22 protein-coding genes and 1 tRNA gene are annotated in these 22,516 nt (G+C 46.7%); 10 read left to right on the top strand and 13 right to left on the bottom strand.

All coding sequences use genetic code 11. From position 1 onward, the window contains the following. The first annotated feature begins 54 nt into the window (after window positions 1-54). The 10 genes from J2W69_RS17260 (at window position 55) to J2W69_RS17215 (ending at window position 11,615) form a co-directional block, all read left to right on the top strand. Window positions 55-131, top strand: a tRNA-Met gene (locus J2W69_RS17260). A 459-nt stretch (window positions 132-590) separates the two neighbouring features. Next, complete coding sequence (rimP, locus tag J2W69_RS17255) at window positions 591-1,046, top strand: ribosome maturation factor RimP (RefSeq protein WP_233079015.1); 456 nt, start codon at window positions 591-593, stop codon at window positions 1,044-1,046. 28 nt (window positions 1,047-1,074) lie between these two features. Further along, complete coding sequence (gene nusA, locus J2W69_RS17250) at window positions 1,075-2,571, top strand: transcription termination factor NusA (protein ID WP_310280795.1); 1,497 nt, start codon at window positions 1,075-1,077, stop codon at window positions 2,569-2,571. A gap of 26 nt (window positions 2,572-2,597) precedes the next feature. Then, entirely contained in the window at window positions 2,598-5,279 is a 2,682-nt protein-coding gene (infB, locus tag J2W69_RS17245; protein WP_310280793.1) for a translation initiation factor IF-2, read from the top strand. Between the two features lie 92 nt (window positions 5,280-5,371). Further along, window positions 5,372-5,800 (top strand): 30S ribosome-binding factor RbfA, encoded by a 429-nt coding sequence (gene rbfA / locus J2W69_RS17240; RefSeq protein ID WP_310280791.1) that lies wholly within the window; start codon window positions 5,372-5,374, stop codon window positions 5,798-5,800. Next, window positions 5,800-6,738: a tRNA pseudouridine(55) synthase TruB gene (truB, locus tag J2W69_RS17235; protein ID WP_310280789.1), complete on the top strand. Its 939-nt coding sequence runs from the start codon at window positions 5,800-5,802 to the stop codon at window positions 6,736-6,738. The genes rbfA and truB overlap by 1 nt, the downstream gene beginning before the upstream one ends. A gap of 105 nt (window positions 6,739-6,843) precedes the next feature. Beyond that, window positions 6,844-7,113: a 30S ribosomal protein S15 gene (gene rpsO / locus J2W69_RS17230; protein ID WP_008900377.1), complete on the top strand. Its 270-nt coding sequence runs from the start codon at window positions 6,844-6,846 to the stop codon at window positions 7,111-7,113. A 246-nt stretch (window positions 7,114-7,359) separates the two neighbouring features. After that, window positions 7,360-9,492, top strand: a complete 2,133-nt coding sequence (gene pnp / locus J2W69_RS17225; RefSeq protein WP_264343238.1) for a polyribonucleotide nucleotidyltransferase — start codon at window positions 7,360-7,362, stop codon at window positions 9,490-9,492. Then, the gene (nlpI, locus tag J2W69_RS17220) at window positions 9,473-10,390 is read left to right on the top strand and encodes a lipoprotein NlpI (RefSeq protein WP_310280787.1); all 918 of its coding nucleotides are present in this window, start codon (window positions 9,473-9,475) and stop codon (window positions 10,388-10,390) included. Before pnp ends, nlpI begins: the two co-directional genes overlap by 20 nt. 7 nt (window positions 10,391-10,397) lie before the next feature. Further along, window positions 10,398-11,615, top strand: coding sequence for a hypothetical protein (locus tag J2W69_RS17215; protein WP_310280785.1), 1,218 nt, complete (start codon window positions 10,398-10,400; stop codon window positions 11,613-11,615). Here the strand turns inward: J2W69_RS17215 and J2W69_RS17210 are convergent. The 13 genes from J2W69_RS17210 to J2W69_RS17150 form a co-directional block, all read right to left on the bottom strand. Then, window positions 11,596-11,949, bottom strand: coding sequence for a PilZ domain-containing protein (locus tag J2W69_RS17210; RefSeq protein WP_008900373.1), 354 nt, complete (start codon window positions 11,947-11,949; stop codon window positions 11,596-11,598). The two genes, J2W69_RS17215 and J2W69_RS17210, sit on opposite strands and share 20 nt — an antisense overlap. 98 nt (window positions 11,950-12,047) lie before the next feature. Then, complete coding sequence (gene lipA / locus J2W69_RS17205) at window positions 12,048-13,016, bottom strand: lipoyl synthase (protein ID WP_405047900.1); 969 nt, start codon at window positions 13,014-13,016, stop codon at window positions 12,048-12,050. A 1-nt stretch (window position 13,017) separates the two neighbouring features. Beyond that, the gene (gene lipB / locus J2W69_RS17200) at window positions 13,018-13,671 is read right to left on the bottom strand and encodes a lipoyl(octanoyl) transferase LipB (protein WP_405047899.1); all 654 of its coding nucleotides are present in this window, start codon (window positions 13,669-13,671) and stop codon (window positions 13,018-13,020) included. Between the two features lie 71 nt (window positions 13,672-13,742). After that, window positions 13,743-14,024: a DUF493 family protein YbeD gene (gene ybeD, locus J2W69_RS17195; RefSeq protein ID WP_008900370.1), complete on the bottom strand. Its 282-nt coding sequence runs from the start codon at window positions 14,022-14,024 to the stop codon at window positions 13,743-13,745. Window positions 14,025-14,116: 92 nt separating this feature from the next. Beyond that, window positions 14,117-15,289 (bottom strand): serine hydrolase, encoded by a 1,173-nt coding sequence (locus tag J2W69_RS17190; protein WP_310280782.1) that lies wholly within the window; start codon window positions 15,287-15,289, stop codon window positions 14,117-14,119. A 57-nt stretch (window positions 15,290-15,346) separates the two neighbouring features. Next, window positions 15,347-16,339, bottom strand: a complete 993-nt coding sequence (locus J2W69_RS17185; RefSeq protein WP_310280780.1) for a septal ring lytic transglycosylase RlpA family protein — start codon at window positions 16,337-16,339, stop codon at window positions 15,347-15,349. Window positions 16,340-16,354: 15 nt separating this feature from the next. Next, window positions 16,355-17,470 carry a rod shape-determining protein RodA gene (gene rodA, locus J2W69_RS17180; RefSeq protein ID WP_310280778.1) on the bottom strand — a complete coding sequence of 372 codons (1,116 nt, stop codon included), beginning with the start codon at window positions 17,468-17,470 and terminating at the stop codon, window positions 16,355-16,357. Continuing rightward, entirely contained in the window at window positions 17,467-19,341 is a 1,875-nt protein-coding gene (gene mrdA / locus J2W69_RS17175) for a penicillin-binding protein 2 (protein ID WP_310280776.1), read from the bottom strand. The genes rodA and mrdA overlap by 4 nt, the downstream gene beginning before the upstream one ends. A gap of 148 nt (window positions 19,342-19,489) precedes the next feature. Then, on the bottom strand, window positions 19,490-19,960 hold the full coding sequence (gene rlmH / locus J2W69_RS17170; RefSeq protein WP_008900365.1) for a 23S rRNA (pseudouridine(1915)-N(3))-methyltransferase RlmH: 471 nt from the start codon (window positions 19,958-19,960) through the stop codon (window positions 19,490-19,492). 4 nt (window positions 19,961-19,964) lie between these two features. Continuing rightward, window positions 19,965-20,285, bottom strand: a complete 321-nt coding sequence (gene rsfS, locus J2W69_RS17165) for a ribosome silencing factor (protein WP_310280772.1) — start codon at window positions 20,283-20,285, stop codon at window positions 19,965-19,967. 52 nt (window positions 20,286-20,337) lie between these two features. Next, entirely contained in the window at window positions 20,338-21,000 is a 663-nt protein-coding gene (gene nadD, locus J2W69_RS17160; protein ID WP_310280770.1) for a nicotinate-nucleotide adenylyltransferase, read from the bottom strand. Next, window positions 20,981-22,033, bottom strand: coding sequence for a DNA polymerase III subunit delta (holA, locus tag J2W69_RS17155; RefSeq protein WP_310280768.1), 1,053 nt, complete (start codon window positions 22,031-22,033; stop codon window positions 20,981-20,983). The genes nadD and holA overlap by 20 nt, the downstream gene beginning before the upstream one ends. Next, window positions 22,033-22,515 carry an LPS-assembly lipoprotein LptE gene (locus tag J2W69_RS17150; RefSeq protein WP_310280765.1) on the bottom strand — a complete coding sequence of 161 codons (483 nt, stop codon included), beginning with the start codon at window positions 22,513-22,515 and terminating at the stop codon, window positions 22,033-22,035. Before J2W69_RS17150 ends, holA begins: the two co-directional genes overlap by 1 nt. Window position 22,516 lies beyond the last annotated feature (1 nt).

The raw sequence follows: 22,516 nt of genomic DNA, 5'->3' as shown, positions 1-22,516 counted from the left end.
AAACTAAGCTTGCGATAGTCAGACCAGGACTATATAATGTGCGTCGCTTACGGACGCGGGATGGAGCAGCCTGGTAGCTCGTCGGGCTCATAACCCGAAGGTCGTCGGTTCAAATCCGGCTCCCGCAACCAAATTCGCCAAGGTTCGAAGGAAATAAAGAAATTAGCCCACGGGCTCCTCTTTATAACCTCGGGCGAAGGTCGTCGGTTTAAATCCGGCTCCCGCAACCAAATTCGCCAAGGTTCGAAGGAAATAAAGGAATTAGCCCACGGGCTCCTCTTTATAACTCCGGGCGAAGGTCGTCGGTTCAAATCCGGCTCCCGCAACCAATTTAATTGACTGATAAATAAAACTTCGCAAGTTTCATTAAACAGACAAATTGTAACCGTAAGATGCTTTTGTTTAGCAGAAGCTATGCCCAGGTTAAACAGTTCACTGTGAAGCCTACAGAATTCAGGATTTTGATTGGCGATATCAAAGTCCAGTCAGCTCTAAAGTCGCCCCGAGATTTCGGGGCGTTTTTATATCTGGCGCCAAGGTTGTACTACTATTCTGGGCTCTATGCCCTTTTTTTATTTCTGGAGGTCTCTTTGACTAAACAAGAACAGCAGTTAACTGAGCTGTTAACGCCAACAGTAGAAGCCGCAGGCTTTGAGCTGGTCGGCATAGAGTTCGTTCGTGCTGGACGTCACTCTATTCTGCGGGTTTATATTGACCATCAGGATGGTATTACTGTGGACCACTGCGCCACCGTAAGCCGTGAAGTGAGTGCGTTACTTGATGTTGAAGACCCTATCCCGAATGAATATTTCCTTGAAGTGTCCTCTCCTGGTTTAGACCGCCCTCTTTTTACTCCAGAGCATTTTGCCAAAGTTGTTGGTCAGATCATTGATGTAAAATTGGCTATTCCTCAAGATGGACGCCGCAAATTTAAAGGCCTGCTGACACAAATCGAAGACGATATGTTAGTAGTGGAAGTGGATGGCAAACTCTACCGTTTGCTGATGGATAACGTAGATAAAGCGAACGTAGTGCCTGTGTTCTGATACACGGGTCGAAGCGAGGCAAAATAATATGGCTAAAGAAATTTTATTAGTAGTAGACGCGGTCTCGAACGAAAAATCAGTTCCGCGCGAGAAAATTTTCCAGGCGTTAGAGTACGCGTTAGCGGCCGCCACTAAAAAGAAAAACGAAGGCGACATCGAAGTCCGCGTGACTATTGATCGTAAAACCGGTTCTTATGAAACTTTCCGTCGCTGGATGGTGATACCGGACGATCAGGTACAAGAACATCCGTACCGCGAAATTACCTTGTCTGCAGCTCAATACGACGAACCTCATTTACAAGTGGGCGACTATGTTGAAGAGCAAATCGATTCTATTACCTTTGACCGTATCACCACACAAATGGCGAAACAGGTCATAGTACAAAAAGTACGTGAAGCAGAACGTTCACAAGTGGTTGAAGCTTATGTGGACCAGGTCGGTGAGTTAGTGACCGGCGTCGTGAAAAAAGTAAACCGCGACAGCATCATTGTCGACTTAGGTAACAATGCGGAAGCTATGTTAGCTAAAGAAGAGATGTTGCCACGTGAGACTTTCCGTCCAGGCGATCGTATCCGCACTTTGTTGTTTGAAGTAAAACCAGAAGCTCGTGGTGCTCAACTGTTTTTAAGCCGTACCCGTCCTGAAATGCTGATCGAATTATTCCGCATCGAAGTGCCTGAAATCGGCGAAGAGATGATTGAAATTCGTGGTGCTGCACGCGATCCAGGTTCACGCGCTAAGATAGCAGTGAAAACCAACGACCGCCGCATTGACCCTGTTGGTGCTTGTGTCGGTATGCGTGGTTCACGTGTACAGGCGGTATCCAGCGAATTAACGGGCGAACGTGTTGATATCGTTTTATTCGATGACAATCCGGCTCAGTTTGTGATTAACGCTATGTCTCCGGCAGAAGTGGCTTCTATCATCGTTGATGAAGACAAACACTCTATGGACATAGCCGTAGAAGACAGCAACCTGGCCATGGCCATTGGTCGTGCTGGTCAGAACGTACGTTTAGCCAGCCAGTTAACAGGTTGGGAATTAAACGTGATGACAGTTTCTGCAATGAAAACCAAACACCAGGAAGAAAACGCCAAGGTGTTGGAACTCTTTATGACTGCATTGGAAATCGACGAAGATTTTGCCGGTGTATTAGTAGACGAAGGTTTCTCAACCTTAGAAGAAATCGCCTATGTACCAGTCAGCGAACTGTTGTCTGTTGATGGTTTAGACGAAGATACAGTAGAAGAGTTACGTAAACGTGCTAAAGCAGTGTTAACCACACGAGCTCTGGCCAACGAAGAATCACTGGAAGGCTCAGCGCCTAGTGAAGCATTAGTTAATCTGCCAGGTGTTGGTACCCACACAGCTTATGTGTTGGCCAGCAAAGGGGTCATCACTCTTGATGATCTGGCAGAGCTTGGGGTAGATGATTTGATTGAAATCGAAAAAATGACTGAAGAAAAAGCGGCAGAGCTGATTATGGCTGCCCGTAATATTGTTTGGTTCAGTGAAGACAAATAAGTGGGTCAACGGAGGTAAAAACTGACATGGCAGATGTAACCATAGAAAAACTGGCCAGTGACGTCAATACGACTGTTGATCGTATAATCCAACAGTTTGCGGATGCAGGCATAACAAAACAAGTCGGCCAAATGGTCAATGAAGAAGAGAAAAAAACTCTTCTGGATCACTTAAGCCGTGCCCACGGCGGTCAGTCCGCTGAACCGTCCAAACTGACGTTAGTTCGTAAAGAAAAAACCACCCTGAGTGTGGCAGGTGGCGCTGGTCGCAACCGTGAAATTCAGGTTGAAGTGCGTAAGCAAAAAACTTTTGTTAAACGTCCTTCTGGCGAAGAAGCTGCAAAGCTGGCTGAAGAAGAACGTATTGCCGCAGAACAAGCAGCAGAAGCTGCAAAACGTGAACATGAGCGTTTAGCTGCAGAGCAAAAAGTGAAAGAAGAAGCCAATCGTAAAGCAAAAGAAGAAGCTGATCGTAAAGCTGCTGAACAGAAAAAACGTGACGAAGCAAAACATGCTCAGTTAATGAAAGATGATCCGGAAGAAGCGGCTCGTCGTGCAGCGAAAGAAGAAGCTAAGGCTGAAGCTGAGCGCATCAAAGCACAACAGGAAGCTGAGCAGTTACGTAAGCTGGAAGCCGAAGCTTTACAACAAGCTGAAGCTGCACGTCGTTTAGCTGAAGAAAATGCTGAACGTTGGGCTAAAGAAGAAACGAAACCTGCAGCAGAAGACGCTGATTATCACTTAACCAGTAATGTCTATGCCAAGGCCGCTGAAGACGAAGTGGACGCCCGTGAAGAACGTGGTGGCCGTCGTACAACGAAAAAAGCCCCTGCTGGCAAAGCCAAGAAAAAAGATGATGCTGATGATAAAGATGCCTTTAACCGCGCTAATCGTCACAAGAAAAAGAAAACTCCTGTCAGCATGCAGCATGGTTTTAACAAACCAGCTCAGCCGGTAGAACGTGAAGTAAAAATTGGCGAAACCATCACAGTAGCTGAATTAGCTTCGAAGATGGCCGTTAAAGCTTCTGAAGTGATCAAGGTCATGATGAAAATGGGTGCTATGGCAACCATTAACCAGGTGATTGATCAGGAAACCGCAGCTATCGTGTGTGAAGAGATGGGCCACAAGTTCACTCTGACCAAAGAAAACGAGCTGGAAGAAGCTGTCATGTCTGACCGTCAAGGTGAAGGCGAGTTAGAGCCTCGTGCTCCGGTTGTTACCGTCATGGGTCACGTTGACCACGGTAAAACCTCTACACTGGATTACATCCGTAAAGCAAAAGTAGCAGCTGGCGAAGCCGGTGGTATTACTCAGCATATAGGTGCTTACCATGTAGAAACAGAACGCGGTATGGTGACTTTCCTGGATACACCAGGTCACGCTGCCTTTACTTCAATGCGTGCCCGTGGTGCTAAAGCGACAGATATCGTTATTCTGGTGGTTGCAGCAGACGATGGCGTAATGCCACAAACCAAAGAAGCTATTCAGCATGCGAAAGCTGCTGGTGTGCCTCTGGTTGTTGCTGTCAACAAGATGGATAAACCGGATGCAGATCCGGATCGTGTTCGTAACGAATTATCTCAGTTTGGCGTTATTTCTGAAGAGTGGGGCGGTGATACTCAGTTCGTGCCTATCTCTGCAAAAACCGGTATGGGTATCGATGACCTGCTGGAAGCTATCCTGAACCAGGCCGAATTGCTTGAATTAAAAGCAGTGAGAAAAGGTCTGGCCCGTGGTGTGGTGATTGAATCACGTCTGGATAAAGGTCGTGGTCCTGTTGCTTCCATCCTGGTACAGGAAGGTACACTGCAACAAGGCGAAATCGTACTTTGTGGTTTCGAATACGGCCGTGTTCGTGCAATGCGCGATGAAAACGGTAAAGAAATCAAAGTCGCAGGCCCATCCATTCCGGTTGAGATCTTAGGTCTGTCCGGTGTGCCTCAGGCTGGTGATGAAGTGACTGTAGTGAAAGACGAGCGTAAAGCCCGTGAAGTTGCTTTGTACCGTCAGGGTAAATTCCGTGACGTCAAACTGGCTCGTCAGCAGAAGTCTAAGCTGGAGAACATGTTTGCCAACCTGGCCGAAGGCGATGTGTCAGAACTGAACATAGTTCTCAAAGCAGACGTACAAGGTTCTGTGGAAGCTATCAGTGAATCACTGAGCCGACTGTCGACTGATGAAGTGAAAATCAAAATCATCGGTAGCGGTGTGGGTGGTATTACTGAAACTGACGCTACTTTAGCCGCAGCTTCTTCAGCTATCGTTATCGGTTTCAACGTGCGTGCCGAAGGTACTGCCCGTAAGATCATCGAAGATGAGAACCTGGACTTACGTTACTACAGCATCATTTATGAACTGTTAGACGAAGTACGTGCAGCCATGACAGGTATGTTAGCTCCTGAGTTTAAACAACAGATCATTGGTCTGGCTCAGGTTCGTGCCGTGTTCCGCTCACCGAAGTTTGGTGCTATCGCAGGTTGTATGGTGACCGAAGGTATCATTAAGCGTAACGCACCAATTCGTGTACTGCGTGACAACGTAGTAATTTACGAAGGTGAACTGGAGTCGCTGCGTCGTGTTAAAGACGATGTATCCGAAGTACGCAACGGCTTCGAGTGTGGTATCGGCGTGAAGAACTACAACGACGTGCGTGAAGGCGACCAGATTGAAGTGTTTGAAGTAGTTCAGGTTGAACGTACTTTATAAACACTTTGTGCTGGTAGAAATATAGATACAGAGATCAGCAGGGGCTTACTTAGGCCCCTGTTTCTTTCTGCTCAAATGTGTTGGAAAGAGTTATGGCTAAAGAATTTACCCGGGTAGACCGTCTGTCGCAGCAAATGCAGCAGGAAATCGCAGTGATTTTACAACGTGAAATCAAAGACCCACGTTTACACAACATGATTACAGTGTCTGATGTGGACGTGTCGCGTGATTTATCACACGCCAAAATTTTTGTTACTTTTTTAGGCTTAGAAGCTGACAAGGTAAAAGCAAACCTGGATATTTTAAACGACGCCTGCGGTTATGTCCGTAGCTTGATCGCTAAGCGTATTCAGGCCCGTATTGTGCCCACTATACGTTTCTACTTTGACCAGTCTTTGGATCAGGGGATTCATATGGCAAATCTGGTTGAACAGGTACGCCGTGAAGATGAGAAACGCCGTATTGATGCAGGCCAGGAACCAGAGCGTAAACCTAAGGTCGACCAGGACGAGGACGAGTAATGGCGCGTCGTGCTGTCCACGGCATTCTGTTACTTGATAAGCCGTTAGAAATTTCCAGCAATGGTATTTTGCAGCGCGTGCGTTGGTTGTATCAGGCGGAAAAAGCCGGTCATACCGGTGCTTTAGATCCACTGGCCAGTGGTTTATTGCCGATTTGTTTTGGTGAAGCCACTAAGTTTTGTCAGTTCTTATTGGATACAGACAAAACTTATCTGGTGACAGCGCATTTTGGTTTGCGTACTGATACCAGTGATGCGGCAGGTGAAATCATCAGCCGTAAGCCAGTGACTTTTGATCAAGCCCTGCTTGAGCAAATGATGCAGCAGTTCCGTGGCCCGCAGATGCAAGTTCCGACTATGTTTTCTGCTTTAAAGTATCAGGGGCAGCCGCTGTACAAATATGCCCGTCAGGGCATTGAAGTACCACGTGAAGCCAGGCCTATCACCATATTCCGTTTTGAATTGCAGCAGTTTGACGGCGAATACGCCAGCTTTCTGGTGCATTGCAGCAAAGGCACTTATATCCGCACCTTAATCGATGATTTAGGTGAGGCTTTAGGTTCAGGTGCTTATGTCAGCGCCTTACGTCGTATTCATGTGGGGCCTTTTGATGCCGCGCAAATGCTGACGCAGGAACAGTTAGTGCCGTTTAACGAAAAGCAAGACTGGGCTGGCTTAGACGCTTTATTGTTGCCAATGGATTTAGCTTTAACCGGTTTACCGGAACTCAAGCTCACTGAAGCGCAGCAAAAACGTTTGGTGCATGGCCAGACTGTGCTGTTAAATGAATCCGAACTGACTGATCTAGGCACAGAAGCCGCTGATGCTATTAAATTGTATGGCCCTGCGCAGCAGTTTATTGGTGTGGCCTCGTTAGAGGCTGGCGTGCTGTCGGTACGACGTTTATTGAATACCAGTGTGTGGCAAACCCCAGTTTAATGCTTTATTACTTGTTTATTGGGTAGAAAGCGCATAGAATGCGCGCTCATTTTCGTTGTTGCTGGATTAGTGGCCGGCACAACATATCTCTCTATTGGAGGCTCTATGTCACTAACTACAGCTGAAAAAGCGCAAATCTTAGCAGATTTCGCAGTTAAACAAGGCGATACTGGTTCACCAGAAGTACAAGTTGCATTATTAACTGCAACTATCGCTAAGTTACAACCACACTTTGCTGACCACAAGCACGACCACCACTCACGTCGTGGCCTGTTACGTATGGTTAGCCAACGTCGTAAGTTATTAGATTACTTAAAAGGCAAAGACGGTCAGCGTTACGCTACTCTGATCGAGCGTTTAGGTCTGCGTCGTTAATTCGCAGCTTATGCCTGAAAAAGCCAGTCCTAGACTGGCTTTTTTTTCGCCTTCAAAACAGAAAAATTCATCTCAATGCAACTTAATGCCTTCATGATGTTCTTACCGCCCGGACATGCTTAAATTTTATACCCTGCGACTCTGGTGCCAGCTATCTTTTCAGCCTTGTAACAGGCTATACTGTGCCGCGAAAAACAGACCAAAAGACTCCGCGAAAAAACGCGAAAAATAGAAAGGAAATAATCAGTGAACCCCATCGTAAAATCATTCCAGTTTGGCCAACACACTATCACTCTGGAAACCGGCGTTATCGCCCGTCAAGCTGACGCGGCCGTACTTGCAAGCATGGGTGATACCTCTGTGTTAGTCACAGTGGTCGCTAAAAAACAACCAAAACCAGGTCAGGACTTTTTCCCTCTGACCGTGAACTATCAGGAAAAAACGTATGCGGCAGGCCGCATCCCTGGTGGTTTCTTCAAGCGTGAAGGCCGTCCGTCAGAAGGCGAGACGTTAACTTCACGTTTAATCGACCGTCCAATCCGTCCATTATTCCCTGAAGGCTTCACGAACGAAGTTCAGGTAATAGCTACTGTAGTTTCAGTACAACCTGAAATTCAGCCGGACATTATCTCTATCATCGCTACTTCTGCTGCTTTGGCTATCTCTGGTATCCCGTTCAGTGGTCCATTAGGCGCGGCCCGTGTAGGTTATGTAAACAGCCAGTACGTGTTAAACCCGTCAGAAACTGAATTAAAAGACAGCAAACTGGATTTAGTGGTTGCAGGTACTGCAAACGCTGTATTGATGGTTGAATCTGAAGCTGGCGTATTGTCAGAAGAAGTGATGTTAGGTGCAGTCGTATTTGGTCATGACCAGATGCAAACTGTGATCAACGCTATCAATGAATTTGCGGCTGAAGCTGCTAAACCAGTGTGGAACTGGGTTGCTCCGGTGAAAAACGCGACAGTGACCAGCAAAATTGCTGAACTGGCAACAGCTCCTGTTGGCGAAGCTTACCGTATCACTGAAAAAGCAAAACGTTACGAAGCCATTGGCGCAATCAAAGCTGAAGTCTTCGCTAAAATCAAAGCTGAATTAGCGGAAGGCGAAGGCTTTAACGAAACTGAAGCCAACGAGATTTTCCACAACCTGGAAAGCCAAATCGTACGTAGCCGTATCATCAAAGGCGAACCACGTATTGATGGTCGTGACAACGAAATGATCCGTGCTTTAAGTGTAATGACTGGTTTATTACCACGTACACACGGTTCAGCTTTGTTCACTCGTGGTGAAACTCAGGCTTTAGTAACCTGTACTTTAGGTACTGCCCGTGATGCGCAAACAGTAGATGACTTACTGAGCGAAAAAACTGACAACTTCCTGTTCCACTACAACTTCCCTCCGTACTCAGTAGGCGAGACAGGTATGGTAGGTTCACCAAAACGTCGCGAAATCGGTCACGGCCGTTTAGCGAAACGTGGTGTAGCTGCTGTAATGCCAGATTTCAATGATTTCCCATACACAGTACGTATGGTATCTGAAATCACTGAATCAAACGGTTCAAGCTCTATGGCTTCTGTGTGTGGTTCTTCATTAGCTCTGATGGATGCTGGTGTACCAATCAAAGCATCAGTAGCTGGTATTGCTATGGGTCTGGTGAAAGAAGGTAACGATTTCGTTGTTCTTTCTGACATTTTAGGTGATGAAGATCACTTAGGTGACATGGACTTTAAAGTAGCCGGTACTACTGAAGGTATCACTGCGCTGCAGATGGATATCAAAATTGAAGGTATCACCCGCGAGATCATGCAGATCGCTCTGAAACAAGCCAAAGCTGCCCGTATTCACATTCTGAACGTGATGGACCAGGCAATCAGCACGCACCGTGAAGAGCTGTCTGAACATGCTCCACGTATCTACACTTTAAAAATCAACCCGGAAAAAATCCGTGACGTGATTGGTAAAGGTGGTGCTGTGATCCGTCAGATCACTGAAGAATCTGGTACTACTATCGAAATCGAAGATGACGGTACAGTGAAAATTGCTGCGACTAACTCGCAAGCTGCCAACATTGCCATCAACCGTATCGAAGCTATTACAGCTGAAATCGAAGTGGGTGCTGTGTATCAGGGCGAAGTAGTACGTATTGTTGACTTTGGTGCTTTCGTTAACGTTCTGCCAGGCAAAGACGGTTTAGTTCACATTTCACAAATCTCTGATGAGCGCGTGAGCAATGTAGCTGATCACTTAGTCATTGGTCAGAAAGTTGCTGTAAAAGTGATGGAAGTAGACAAGCAGGGTCGTGTGCGTTTAAGCATTAAAGAAGCTCAGGACAAGCCTGCAGCTGTTGAGTCTGCCGATGCTGTTGAAGCTCAGTAAGGTCTCCGACCTGACCAAAAGTGCAGTGCTGCTTGCAGTACTGCTGGCTCTGGGCGCTTGCGCCCAGAAACCTTCAACTGAGGTTGCTGTACTGGTGGAAAATCCACTTGCACCAGAGTCAGTTCCTGTTTCTTACCGCACTGAAATCGCAATAGCGCGAATTTCTGAGCTGCTGACCAAAACCGAAACCACAGATGAACAGCGAGCCCGGTTGTTTTACGACCGCGGTGTGATGTACGACAGTGTCGGTTTACGTTCATTAGCCCGTTTTGATTTTTTGCGTGCATTACGGTTACAGCCCGATATGGCGGATGCCTATAACTTTATTGGTATTCACCACACTTTGGTGGGCAACTACACCGAAGCTTATGAGTCTTTTGATGCTGCTTTAGAGCTGGCACCTGATTATGATTATGCCTATCTAAACCGGGGTATAGCGCTGCTGTACGACAGTAAAACTGCGTTGGCTGTAGGCGACTTTGAACAGTTTCATCAGGCGAAACCTGAAGATCCATACCGTTCATTGTGGTTGTATTTTGCTGACGCCAATTTATCTGTTCCTGAAGCTCAGGCGCGTTTAGCTTTAAATCAGGCTAAATTAGATCCGGACCATTGGGCCAGCAAGATAGTGGCTTTTTATCTGGGTAAAATCTCAGAACAAGAGTTACTGGACGTTGCCGCCACTTTGAATACCGATCAACAGCAACTGGCTGAGCGTTTATGCGAAGTTTATTTCTACCTGGCCAAATGGCATCAGCAACAAAACCCAACTAAAGCGCTGGATTACTATAAAAAAGTACTGGCGACTAATGTGTATGAGTTTGTTGAACACCGTTATGCCCGTATAGAGATGAACAGATTGCGTGGTTTAGATGCCAGTGCACTTCCTGTTGAATAACAGACAGATGCGATTAAATAAAAAAAGCCGGTTTTCTGGCTTTTTTTATATAAAAAATGCTCCGGGCATTCTTTTATTCAGCTGTTTGCTTGGCTGTGAACCTGCGCTGGAGCATTTGCCTGAACAACAGTTGATGGATAAAGCACAGCAAGGTCATGGCGCTGCCGCCGTACTGCTGGCAAAAAAACGTGAACGGCAAGGTGACTTTCCTGCCGCACTGAACTGGTATCAAAAAGCGCTGGATGCAGGGCTGACCAATGAGCTTGATGCTTTACTTGCATTAAAACAGCGTCAGGATGGCTTTTTAGCGACAGCAAGCTATCTTGAGCACCATCTACAGCAACAACAGAGTGTAAACGCAGCAGAGGCTGATTTAGCCGCTGATTATGGCCTTTGGCATTATGCTCAGAGCCCGGCTTACTTTGCATCAAACTCAAATTTTTCCTGTAGTTTAACTTTACAACCTGTAGTGCAATCCAAAGCGGGTAGCCGTCAATTGCAGCTGTTACAACAACAGTGGCAACAGGACTCTCAGCTTTCCTCTTTACCAGTTTGCTTTTTACCTGAAAAGCGCATGAACAGTACCGACTTACAGTGCAGTTATCAGGCCGGACAACGGATTCAGTGTCAATATCAGGTATTGAAGCCTGATGTGGCTCAGGGCGGATTTAGTCAATTACTGGTGGTTGCAGGTGAAGGCACTGCCAATTATAACAATGGCATAGTGCAGCTGGCTGAAAGCAGCTCTTTTGAGGTATTCAGGCATGAATTCGCCCATATCCTGGGCTTTATCGATGAATACAGTTTAAGTACAGAAGTGGCGCAAGCTGAGTGTCGTAGCGATAAAATCCGGCCTAATTTACTGACTGATCAAACCCAGCTGGATTTATACCTGCAGCATTGGCAATTGCAAAGGCATGATATTCAGATGCAGCCAGTGGAAAGTTGTGACAATGCGGGCGTACAGGCTTTTGCACCAGTGGCTACTATGAGTTTTATGCGCTCACACGAAGCAGAGATTCCGGAACTGTACTTTAAACTGATGCAGAAGGTGTTGGCACAGCCAGAATTGATTATGCCGGTGCAGTATTTTTATGCTTATTTAGCCAGGCAAGAACAGGATTGGTACCATTGGCGTTTATTGATGGATCAGGCTGCTAAACAAGGTTATCCGGATGCTCAGCACTTGTTACAAGAGGCCTCGGCTATTCCGACAGCTCCGTAAGCTCGCGGCTTAATAAATCGGCATCACCTAAATTCAGCTCAAGCAAACGGCGTAAATGGCTGGCAGAGTCGATATCAATTTTATCGCAGCGTACACCCACACAAGAGCCATTCAAATGCGCCACAGTCACATCCATAAACAAATCCACGCCGGACTCGTTCAACTGAAACTGCAGTTGGAAGCTTTGGCCTGATTGCAAAGTTGTTGCTGCATCTAGTTGTAACAAAGCACCTTTGAGCGACAAATCCTGCAACTGACCTGTGTACAGAGTGTCTGCATTTTTCAGTTGTACAGGACCGGAAAATAACACCCGGCTAAAACGTCTGTTGTCCATACCAAATCCTTTAGTTCTTTGCGTTGAGCATAGTTGTTTCCGGCATGAAAAGACAGCACAGGCAGCTAAATTTAACTGCCTGCACAGTCACTTAGTTACTAGCTGACTTCCTCACCAGCTGCCTGGCGGTCGGCGTGATAACTGGATCTCACGAAAGGGCCGGAAGCGACATGTTTAAAGCCTAACTCGTAACCAATACGTTTGATCTCGTCAAATTCGTCCGGAGATACGTAGCGTTTCACTGGTAAATGGTGTTTGCTTGGCTGCAGGTATTGGCCTACGGTCAGCATATCGACGTTATGAAGACGTAAGTCCCGCATCACTTCGATAATTTCTTCTGTGGTTTCGCCTAAACCTACCATCAGGCCTGACTTAGTCGACACTTCAGGATGGGCTTCTTTGTAGCGGCGCAGCAGTTCCAATGACCATTTATAGTCAGCGCCCGGACGTGCCAGTTTGTATAAACGTGGCGCTGTTTCCAGGTTGTGGTTAAACACGTCTGGTGGCGTTTGCGTCAGAATGTCCAGCGCTGCATCCATACGGCCACGGAAATCCGGTACCAGTACTTCAATTTTGATGGCCGGGCTTTCACGACGAATAGAGCTGATACAGTCGGCAAAATGTTGAGCACCGCCATCACGTAAGTCATCACGGTCTACCGAAGTGATCACCACGTATTTCAGCGCCATGTCTTTAATAGTTAAGGCCAGTTTTTCCGGCTCTTCCGCGCTTGGAGGCAAAGGGCGGCCATGAGCCACATCACAAAACGGGCAACGTCTGGTGCAAATGGCACCTAAAATCATAAAAGTTGCTGTGCCGTGGTTAAAACATTCTGACAGGTTAGGGCAGGAGGCTTCTTCACAGACTGAGTGCAAACCATGTTTACGCATAGCGCCTTTGATTTGTTCTATGCGGTCTGTGCTGCGTGGTAATTTGATTTTTAACCAGTCAGGTTTACGTAACAATTCTTCACGTTCAGTTGGCAACACTTTGATTGGGATCAGGGCCATTTTGTCGGCATCCCGTAATTTGACGCCTGGTTCCATACGAGCTGTTTTGATGGTCATATTACTCACTTAACCCTGTTTTGTGTTCAGTCTGGCTTGCGGCCAACCGGGCAACAAATTGTGACTGCAGCGCCTGTCTGGCTTCATCCACAGATTGTGGACCTGCAATATCTTTGGTTTGGATCATCTGCATGCCGGCATAACCACATGGGTTGATCCTGGAAAAAGGTGACAAATCCATATTCACGTTTAAAGCCAGACCATGAAAGGTACAGCCTTTTCTTACCCGCAATCCAAGCGAGGCGACTTTTTGTTCCTGCACGTACACACCAGGTGCATCGGCTTTGGCATAAGCTTCAATGCCATAAGGAGCTAAAGCTTTAATGATCACCTGTTCAATTAAGGTCACCAGTTCCCGTACGCCCAGCTTACGTCTTTTGATATCCAGCAACACATAGGCAACCAGTTGACCAGGGCCGTGATAAGTGACCTGGCCGCCTCTGTCGACTTGCACCACAGGAATATCACCAGGCATCAGCAGATGTTCTGCTTTACCGGCCTGACCCTGGGTAAATACCGGGTCATGTTCAACAAACCACAGCTCGTCCGGACTATCTTCAGTCCGCTCATCTGTGTATTTTTGCATGGCCTGCCATACCTGAATATAAGGCTTTTGCCCTAAATTCCGTATCACTAAGCCTTGAGAATCAACCACAACGAACTCCGGTTCAGTTGAAAGTGCCGGCATTATACCCGCACTACCACTAAAAAGGGCAGTGTCACTCATCAGATCACATAGCGAACCAGTTCTAAACGGCCAAGTTCTGTGTACAGCAGCTCCATATGTTCTTTGCTGGTCACGGTCACAGATACTGATACAGAGTGATAGCTGCCTTTGCTGCTAGGCCGAATTTGCGGATTGTAGTCGTCCGCTTTGGCGTGTTCCTGCAGCACAACCACTATATGATCCACCAGCTCTGGCACAGCGACGCCCAGCACTTTAAAGTTTACAGAGCATGGAAACTCTAAAAATTCATCAAAGCGGGTGTCTTTTACTTCAATTGTCATGATGTTCTGCTCACAAAAATAATCTTGATCTATTCTAACAAAAAGTCCCGGACTTGCCGGGACTGTTTTTATCTCTGGCTATGTTTCCATACTTATTGGAAGCGCATTTTCACCATATCTACTAAGCGGCTGAATAAGCCAGCCTGTTCGATATCTTCCAGCGCGACCAGCGGGAACTCGGCGATATCTTTGTCACCTAATTTCAGATAAACAGTACCCAGTACCTGGCCTTTAGATATGGGGGCAATCAGTTCCTGATTCAATTTAAAGTCAGCTTTTAAATCTTTACGCTGATTACGCTGCAAAGTAATAGGGGTTTCAGAAAGCACACCTAAAGTAATGATCTCTTTGGTACCTTGCCATACCCGTTGTTCAGCAAACTTTTCACCGGCTTTATAAGGAGAAAATGTTTCGAAAAAACGAAAGCCATAGGTCAGTAATTTTTTGTTTTCTGCTTCACGGATTTTTGCGCTGTCAGTACCCATGACGACAGAAATCAGCCGCATATCATCTTTAGTAGCCGAGGTCACCAGGCTATAACCAGCCTCTGAGGTGTGGCCTGTTTTGATGCCGTCTACGTTCAGGCTTTTATCCCACAACAAACCGTTACGGTTGTATTGTTTAATGCCGTTAAACACATACTCTTTTTCAGCGTAAATTTTGTATTCTTCCGGCGTGTCCCGAATTAAAGCGATAGACAGTTTGGCCATATCACGGGCTGTGGTTCGCTGGTTTTCATCAGGTAAACCATGGCTATTGGTGAAGGTACTGTTGTCCATGCCCAAACGCACCGCATGGGCGTTCATCAGTTCCACAAAAGCGCCTTCAGTGCCTGCTATATGTTCCGCCATTGCTACACAAGCGTCGTTACCTGATTGCACTATAATGCCGCGGTTTAACTCTTCCACACTGATGGTTTTGCCTACTTCGATAAACATTTTGGAAGAGTCTGAATACTGTTTAGCCCAGGCATTTTCAGTGATAGTGACAGGATCCGAGGGTTTGATAGTACCGTTTTTAATTTCTGTACCAATAATGTAGCTGGTCATCATTTTAGTCAGGCTGGCTGGTGCTAATAAACCGTCTGCATTGCCTTCGGCCAAAACAGCACCTGTATGGTAATCCATCAGGATATAACCTTTGGCATTCACTTCAGGAGGTTGTGGCGTCATTTGTGACGCTGTCAGTGGTGCTGTTTGTCCGGCTGCTAAAAAACTGGCAACACCAAAGGAGCAAGCAATAAAAATTCTGGAGTACGTATTCATGAGACCTTTCTTATGTTGTTGAGCTGAGTTCATTCTTAAACGAAATCAACCGTGGTTTTAACCACAGCTTTTTTTATCTGTAATATAAGCCGATGGATAATCAGCACTTTTAAAACGTTCCAGCCAGCTGTTCGCTTCGGCCGCAGATGGCATTGGACCCGCCAGTAAACGGAAAATTCCATTGCCATCGTTAATTTGTGTGGATATAGACCATTGTTGCTGTAAATCCATACCTAACTTCTGCAGTTTGTCTTTATTACTGCTGGCAACCAATTGAATAAAGCAGCCTGTCACTTTGGATCCCGCAGCTACCGGCGCCGGTATGGCGGCAGCTGGAGTTGTTCTAACAGGAGTAGCAGGGGCAGCGACACTTCCTGGCCTTGGACCAGCAGGGTTTGAGGCTATTGTCGTTTCTTCAAACTGATTGCCTTTATTGCCCAATCCCATGGCATAACTTTCCTGATTGACCATAGCAGGAGATGCCAGCAGTTCTACCTGAACCCGGGCCGTGCCTCTGCCCATCATGCCAATTTTATAAGCAGCCGAATAAGACAAGTCGATCACTCTGTCCTGATGAAAAGGGCCACGGTCATTCACCCGTACTATGGCTGATTTACCGTTGTCGAGGTTGGTGACCCGGACATAAGAAGGTAAAGGCAGTGTTTTATGTGCAGCTGACATGGCAAACACATTATAAACTTCACCGTTGGAGGTCAGATGACCATGAAATTTATGACCATACCAGGAGGCTATACCAGTTTCTTTGTATTCCATCAGATCGGTGCGGGGTGAATAATCCACACCATAAATATTGTAAGGCTTGTTACCACCACGGCTGAGTGCTTCTGCCCTTGGTTCAGGATCCGTCATCTCCAGTAAGGTTGGTAACCGATCCGGATGGCTGTCCGTCGCCTGTGAATAACGGCCTTTGTTAGGTTCTTCCCAGCTTGGTGCTGGTTTAGTTTGGGCTGATTTTTGTGCCGGTGCCGGAGTTTGTGAACAGGAAGCCAGCATCAAAGTACAACATAACGCGCTTAATTTTTTTATCATTCTCTTCTGTATCTTCTACTGCTGAGCTAAAAGTCGTTTATGGGTGCTGATGGACATTAGCATACCAAAACCTGCCATCAGTGTAACCATGGATGTCCCGCCGTAGCTCACCAAAGGCAGGGGAACTCCCACTACAGGTAATAATCCGGATACCATACCAATGTTGACAAAAACATAAACAAAAAATGTCAGGGTAATACTGCCAGCCAGCAACTTGCTGAAATTGTCCTGAGCCTGACTTGCGATAATCAAACCACGGGCAATGATGAAGGCATACAGGGCCAGCAGGAATAATACTCCTATCATGCCAAGCTCTTCGCTGAAGACAGAAAATATAAAGTCAGTATGACGCTCCGGTAAAAATTCGAGCTGAGACTGAGTACCATGCATCCAGCCTTTGCCCTCAAAACCACCTGAACCTATAGCGATTTTTGACTGAATAATATGATAGCCAGAGCCTAAAGGATCACTTTCAGGATTGATAAAGGTTAACACCCGGCGTTTCTGGTAGTCGTGCATCACAAAAAGCCACATACTGTAGCAACCTGCAGGAATAATAAACGCCAGTGCTGTGATTATTCTCCAGCTCATACCGCCTAAAAACAGTACAAAAATGCCAGCTACAAAAATGAGAATGGAGGTGCCTAAATCGGGTTGTTGTTGAATAAGCACAGTTGGAATAGCGCACATTATAAAACCGATGATCAAATGCCGGAATTTCAGCGGTAATGGGTGGGAGGATACATACCAGGCCACAGCCATAGGCACGGCCAGTTTCATCACTTCAGAAGGCTGAAACTTCATAAAACCTAAATCCAGCCAACGTTGTGCGCCTTTGCCAACATGGCCAAAAGCCAATACCATAACGAGCATCGCAGTACCTGCCAAAAACAACGGTACAGACCAGAAGCTAAAAGTTTGAGGCTTCACCTGGGCTAAAAACAACATAGCACCAAATGCAATGACTAATCTGGTACTGTGCGCCGCCATCATATCCCAGTGCTGGCCACTGGCACTGTAGAGCACAAATAACCCTGTAATACACAGTAGTAACAAACCCGCTAATAAAGGGCCATCTAAGTGCAGCTTGGCCAGCAGTCCTTTATGGCTTGGGTCTTTCAGCAGACTCATGGTTGGGCTCCTGCTGCGCTTTGACGTGTGAAGTAATAATCCATCATTTTACGGGCTATTGGCGCAGCATTTGAACCACCACCGCCAGCGTTTTCAACAGTTACCGTCAATGAAATGGTTGGATTTTCTGCTGGTGCGTAGCCGATAAACATAGCGTTGTCACGATGGACTTCTTTAATTGCATTGGCATCATACTTTTGGTTGGCTGCCATATTAATCACCTGTGCTGTGCCTGTTTTGCCGCCGGCGCTATAACTGATGCCTTTAAAGGCATTAAAACCGGTGCCGCCTTGTACCATCAGAGTTTGACGCATAGCTTCTTTGGAAATGTGCCAGTTTTTGGGGTTTTTGACCTCTATAACACGTTCCAGCGGAGCAATAAGGTTGGTATCTTTCAGCTGGTTACGAAAATAACGGCCCATATGCGGCGTAGGTTTTAAACCGTCGTTCAGCAGAATAGCGGTAGATAATGCCAGCTGCATAGGGGTTGTGCTCCAGTAGCTTTGGCCTATCCCCAAAGACACTGTGTCACCAGGAAACCAGTTTTGTTTGTGCCGTGCTCTTTTCCATTCTTTTGATGGCATAAGGCCTGCACTCTCTTCCATTACATCTATACCGGTACGGGAGCCAAAACCAAACTTTTTCATATAATCAGAAATACGATCTATGCCAAGCTTTACCGCTAAGTCATAAAAGTAGGTATCACAACTTTTAGTAATTGCAGTGTACACATCCACCCAGCCATGGCCCCATCTGACGTGGTCGCGGTAAGGCCGGCTGTAATTCGGCAGCTTGTAAAAGCCCGGATCAGCGATACGGCTTTGTTCTGTGACAGTTCCGTGCTCCAAACCTAATATCGCCATATGAGGTTTGATGGTTGAGGCGGGTGGATACACGCCCTGAGTAACACGGTTTACTAAAGGACGGTCAGGAGATTCCAGCAATTCGCGGTAGTTTTTACCGCTGATGCCGTGCACAAATAAATTCGGGTCGTAGCTTGGATTACTGTAAAAAGCGATCACGGCACCATCACGCGGATCCATAGCCACTATAGCTCCACGGTTTTCGCCCAGCAGCTCTTTGGCTTTTTGTTGCAGATGCATATCAATGGACAGGATCAGATCATCACCTGAAGTCGCAGGTTTGGAATCGAGAATACGGATCACCCGGCCTCTGTTATTTACTTCCACCTGCTGAAACCCCACCTGACCATGCAGCTGGCTTTCGTAATAACGTTCAAGACCAATTTTGCCTATATCCCGGCTGGCAGCGTAGTTTGCTGTAACGCCTTCTTCTTCAAGTTTATCCAGCTCTTTGGCGTTAATTTTACCGATATAACCTATGGCATGAGTAAAGAGTTCAGCATAAGGATAGTGGCGGGTTAAACGGGCTTCTAAAGTGACTCCAGGTAATCTGTGCTGATTAACCGCTATGATAGCCACTTCCTGTTCAGTCAGATGCTCTTTGACAGCTATGCTGACAAAACGTCTGTGGTATTTCACTTCTTTTAAAAACTCTTGCTGACGCTCTGGAGAAATCTCAATCAGTTTGGCTAGTTCTGCCAGCATTTCAGGGATGTTTTTCACTTGCTCTGGGATCAATTCTACCGAATGAATAGGACGATTTTCGGCCAATAAAATACCGTTGCGATCGTAAATCAGCCCCCTGTTTGGCGGCTGTGGAATAAGTTTGATCCTGTTGCCATCGGCACGAGTCACGTAATGGTCGTGCATCACCACCTGTAACTTATATTGGTTAAACACCACCACCAAAAAACAAATCATCACCACCATAAAACCAAACAAAGCCCTTTGATTAAACATCTGGCTTTCAGCTGCAGGGTCCTGAATGGAGGGGCGTCTTTTAATCATGGTTATTCGCGGTTATATGCAAGGAGAGGGTGGTTGGTACTGATACTCCCACAAATCATTGCCTTAGCAAAATCAAACCAGGCCTTTTGATGAAATAGCTGGTTTTGTGTGGCGTTTGTTTGAATGGATGGGAGCTGCTTCATCATGGTTATTCGCGATGGTATGGGTGGTTTGTACTGATGCTCCATGCCCGGTACAGGCTTTCTGCCAATACCACACGAACCATGGGGTGTGGCATAGTCAAAGCAGACAATGACCATTTGCCTTCACTGGCCGCTATACAAGCTGGTGCTAAACCCTCCGGGCCTCCCACCAGTAAACAGACATCCCGGCCATCCATTTGCCATTGTGTCAGTTTTTGTGCCAGCTGTGGACTGCTCCAGTTGGCGCCTTCCACCTCCAGCGTAATAATGCGGGCGCCTTTTGGGACAGCTGCCAGCATTTTTTCGCCTTCGGTTTCCAGAATACGTTTAATGTCCGCATTTTTCCCGCGTTTACCAGCAGGAATTTCAATCAAATCCAGTGGCAAATCACGTGGAAAACGACGGGCATATTCTTCATAAGCCGTAGTGACCCAATCAGGCATTTTAGTGCCGACTGCAATCAGCATTAACTTCATGCCGTTAAACGCTCCAGAGTTTCTCTAACTGGTAAAAACTGCGGCTGTCTTCCTGCATAACATGGGCAATCACGTCACCCAAATCAATCAGAACCCACTCACCTGAACCTTCACCTTCAATGCCTAACACACTGATACCCGCTTTTTTCGCTTCTTTGGCCAGATGATCTGCAATAGAACGGGTATGACGGTTTGAGGTGCCTGAGCAGATCACCATCGAATCCGTCACATTGGATTTTTCACTGACATCCAGGCTGACAATATCCTTGGCTTTCATGTCGTCCAGCTTGTCGAGGACGAATGCTAATAACTCTTGTGCTTGCACTTTTTACTCCGGGATCTAAAAACGCGGTATGTTAACACTTCTTGCAGCGATCTTATACGTTGCTGTACAGCCTTTCTGTTTTTATATACTGCAATACTTCGGCTGGTATCAGCTGACTTAGTTCGGCACTTTGCTGGTTTTTTCCCAGCAAGGCCCGGATTTCAGTAGCGCTAAGCTCAAGAGGGGGATTATCCAGCAACATGATTTTGCCCGAATCCAGTAAATGCAGATCTTGTAAGGCCCTGGTGCCATACTGTTCGAGTAGTTCCGGGCAATCGCCATCTGCTGCTGTACTGCCAGGTCGTTGACAGACTACCAGATGCGCCAGCTGCAAAATACTTTGCCACTGATGCCATTGTTTAAAGTACGCCAATGAATCCATACCCATCACAAACAATAAGCCACCCCGTGGATGTTGTTCCCGCAATAAACGCAAACTGTCGACAGTGTAGGAAGGGCTATGTTTATTTAGCTCCAGTGGCTGAAGAGAAAGGCCAGGAACATGCTCAATGGCAAGTTGTACCATGGCCGCTCTGTGTTCTGCACTAACGCCAGGACTGGCGCGATGCGCCGGCAGGTGACAAGGCATTAATTGCACTTCACTGACAGCGCAATGTGCTAACACGTACTGAGCACAAGCTAAATGTGCCTTATGTATTGGGTCAAAGGTGCCGCCAAACACGGCAAAGGCGCGATCAGGGCGTGAAGTCGGCATAACGCTGCTGCAATAAAAATACTTTGGATATGGGGCTGACCAGTAAACTGACTAAATGCGCCAAAGCCAGTTCAGGTTTATTTAAAGCACCGGATTTAAAAGCACGGTCAAAAGCGGCTAGTTCCTGTTGTACATAACCCAGCCATTTTGCCGGTAAACGTGATACCGCTGTTTGATACATAGGCTGACGCTTAGGCCAGATGGCATTCTTTTTGAAAAAATCCGCCAGTGGTTTACCTTGCTGCTGGGCTAAATGCATTTGCATCAGGGTGGTGACTTCTTTTTGCAATTGCCAGGCAATAATCACAGGTTCGGTATCTTGCTGTAATAAACGGTCAAGGCGGTGCAAGGCTTCGTTGCCTTGACCTGACAGCAAGGCATCCACTAATTGAAATACAGAAAAATGCGATTGGTCGGCTAAATGCTGCTCTAAAAGTTCTGCATCTACAGTACCGCTAACCAGACTTAAGCCGAGTTTTTCCAGCTCTTGTGCCGCAGCCAACAGATTACCTGCGCAGTGATGCTGCATCAGCGTGATGGCATCCGGGGTTAAATGCAGTTTCAATGCAGAGGCACGTTGCTGTAACCAGCGGTGAAACTGCTGATCGTCCAGTGGATAAAACTGCACCTGCACTGCCTGTTCTGCCAGAGTTTTAAACCAGGCCGATTTAGCGTAGTCATTGGCATTTTTGGCAGCGTGTAACACCAGGATCAGATCCGGATGCAATAAAGAGGGCAGTTGTTTTAACAGGTCGGTGGCGCCTGTGGGCAATTTAGCCGGCAGTTCGAGCTCAAACACACGACGTGGCGAAAATAAGGATAAATTATTCAGTTCCATCAGAAAGTCGTTCCAGCTGAAACTGTTGTCCCAGCTGTAACTTTGCCTTTCATCAAAGCCATGTTTTTTCGCAACAGCACGAATTAAATCTATGCTTTCCTGTTTTTGCAACGGCTCTTCACCAAACACCAGATACACCGGTGCCAGGTTTTTTTGTAACTGTGCAGCAAGCTGATTGCTATACAGTTTTAGCATTAGTGGATCCGGTTTAACTGACGAATAATACGGCTGGCCGCTTGAGAACGTAACTCCTGAAGCAGCAGATCAAGTTCTTTGGCTTTCGCAAGAGCGAGGTTTGGATCGTCCTGATAATCACGGGTCAATTCAAACTGAAACTCTTGCAGTTCTTGATCCGGCAGCAATAACTGGTACTTCACTCTGTAGATCAGTTCATATTCTGCGACCTGACCGTTAGGGAATAAGGATAAAGTACGGCGTTCCAGGCTATCTTGCTGCAGCATCAGAGCCGGAGCTTTTGGATCCAGCTCGCTCAGCAGTTTTACTTTATTACTTTCCAATTGTTCCGATAACAAGCTTGCCAGTTCCGAATGCTTTTTGGCATCGACAAAAATAGCCGGGTAACGTTCCAGCGGCAGGCTGCCACGAAAGTGGAAACCGCAGCTGGTCAATAACAGGCTGCCTGCAAGCAGCCCTGTCCATACGGAGTGTTTTTTCATT

It is taken from the genome of Rheinheimera soli (assembly GCF_031457405.1).
Lineage (GTDB): Bacteria > Pseudomonadota > Gammaproteobacteria > Enterobacterales > Alteromonadaceae > Pararheinheimera > Pararheinheimera soli_A.
The sequence above is the reverse complement of the archived record's forward strand: the minus strand, read 5'-3'. Positions and strand labels throughout refer to the sequence as shown.

Coding starts and splice junctions, on each gene's coding strand:
- nusA (WP_310280795.1), top strand. CDS start 1,075: ATGGCTAAAGAAATTTTATTAGTAGTAGACGCGGTCTCGAACGAAAAA.
- infB (WP_310280793.1), top strand. CDS start 2,598: ATGGCAGATGTAACCATAGAAAAACTGGCCAGTGACGTCAATACGACT.
- rbfA (WP_310280791.1), top strand. CDS start 5,372: ATGGCTAAAGAATTTACCCGGGTAGACCGTCTGTCGCAGCAAATGCAG.
- truB (WP_310280789.1), top strand. CDS start 5,800: ATGGCGCGTCGTGCTGTCCACGGCATTCTGTTACTTGATAAGCCGTTA.
- rpsO (WP_008900377.1), top strand. CDS start 6,844: ATGTCACTAACTACAGCTGAAAAAGCGCAAATCTTAGCAGATTTCGCA.
- nlpI (WP_310280787.1), top strand. CDS start 9,473: ATGCTGTTGAAGCTCAGTAAGGTCTCCGACCTGACCAAAAGTGCAGTG.
- J2W69_RS17215 (WP_310280785.1), top strand. CDS start 10,398: ATGCGATTAAATAAAAAAAGCCGGTTTTCTGGCTTTTTTTATATAAAA.
- J2W69_RS17210 (WP_008900373.1), bottom strand. CDS start 11,949: ATGGACAACAGACGTTTTAGCCGGGTGTTATTTTCCGGTCCTGTACAA.
- lipA (WP_405047900.1), bottom strand. CDS start 13,016: ATGACCATCAAAACAGCTCGTATGGAACCAGGCGTCAAATTACGGGAT.
- ybeD (WP_008900370.1), bottom strand. CDS start 14,024: ATGACAATTGAAGTAAAAGACACCCGCTTTGATGAATTTTTAGAGTTT.
- J2W69_RS17190 (WP_310280782.1), bottom strand. CDS start 15,289: ATGAATACGTACTCCAGAATTTTTATTGCTTGCTCCTTTGGTGTTGCC.
- J2W69_RS17185 (WP_310280780.1), bottom strand. CDS start 16,339: ATGATAAAAAAATTAAGCGCGTTATGTTGTACTTTGATGCTGGCTTCC.
- rodA (WP_310280778.1), bottom strand. CDS start 17,470: ATGAGTCTGCTGAAAGACCCAAGCCATAAAGGACTGCTGGCCAAGCTG.
- mrdA (WP_310280776.1), bottom strand. CDS start 19,341: ATGATTAAAAGACGCCCCTCCATTCAGGACCCTGCAGCTGAAAGCCAG.
- rlmH (WP_008900365.1), bottom strand. CDS start 19,960: ATGAAGTTAATGCTGATTGCAGTCGGCACTAAAATGCCTGATTGGGTC.
- nadD (WP_310280770.1), bottom strand. CDS start 21,000: ATGCCGACTTCACGCCCTGATCGCGCCTTTGCCGTGTTTGGCGGCACC.
- holA (WP_310280768.1), bottom strand. CDS start 22,033: ATGCTAAAACTGTATAGCAATCAGCTTGCTGCACAGTTACAAAAAAAC.
- J2W69_RS17150 (WP_310280765.1), bottom strand. CDS start 22,515: ATGAAAAAACACTCCGTATGGACAGGGCTGCTTGCAGGCAGCCTGTTA.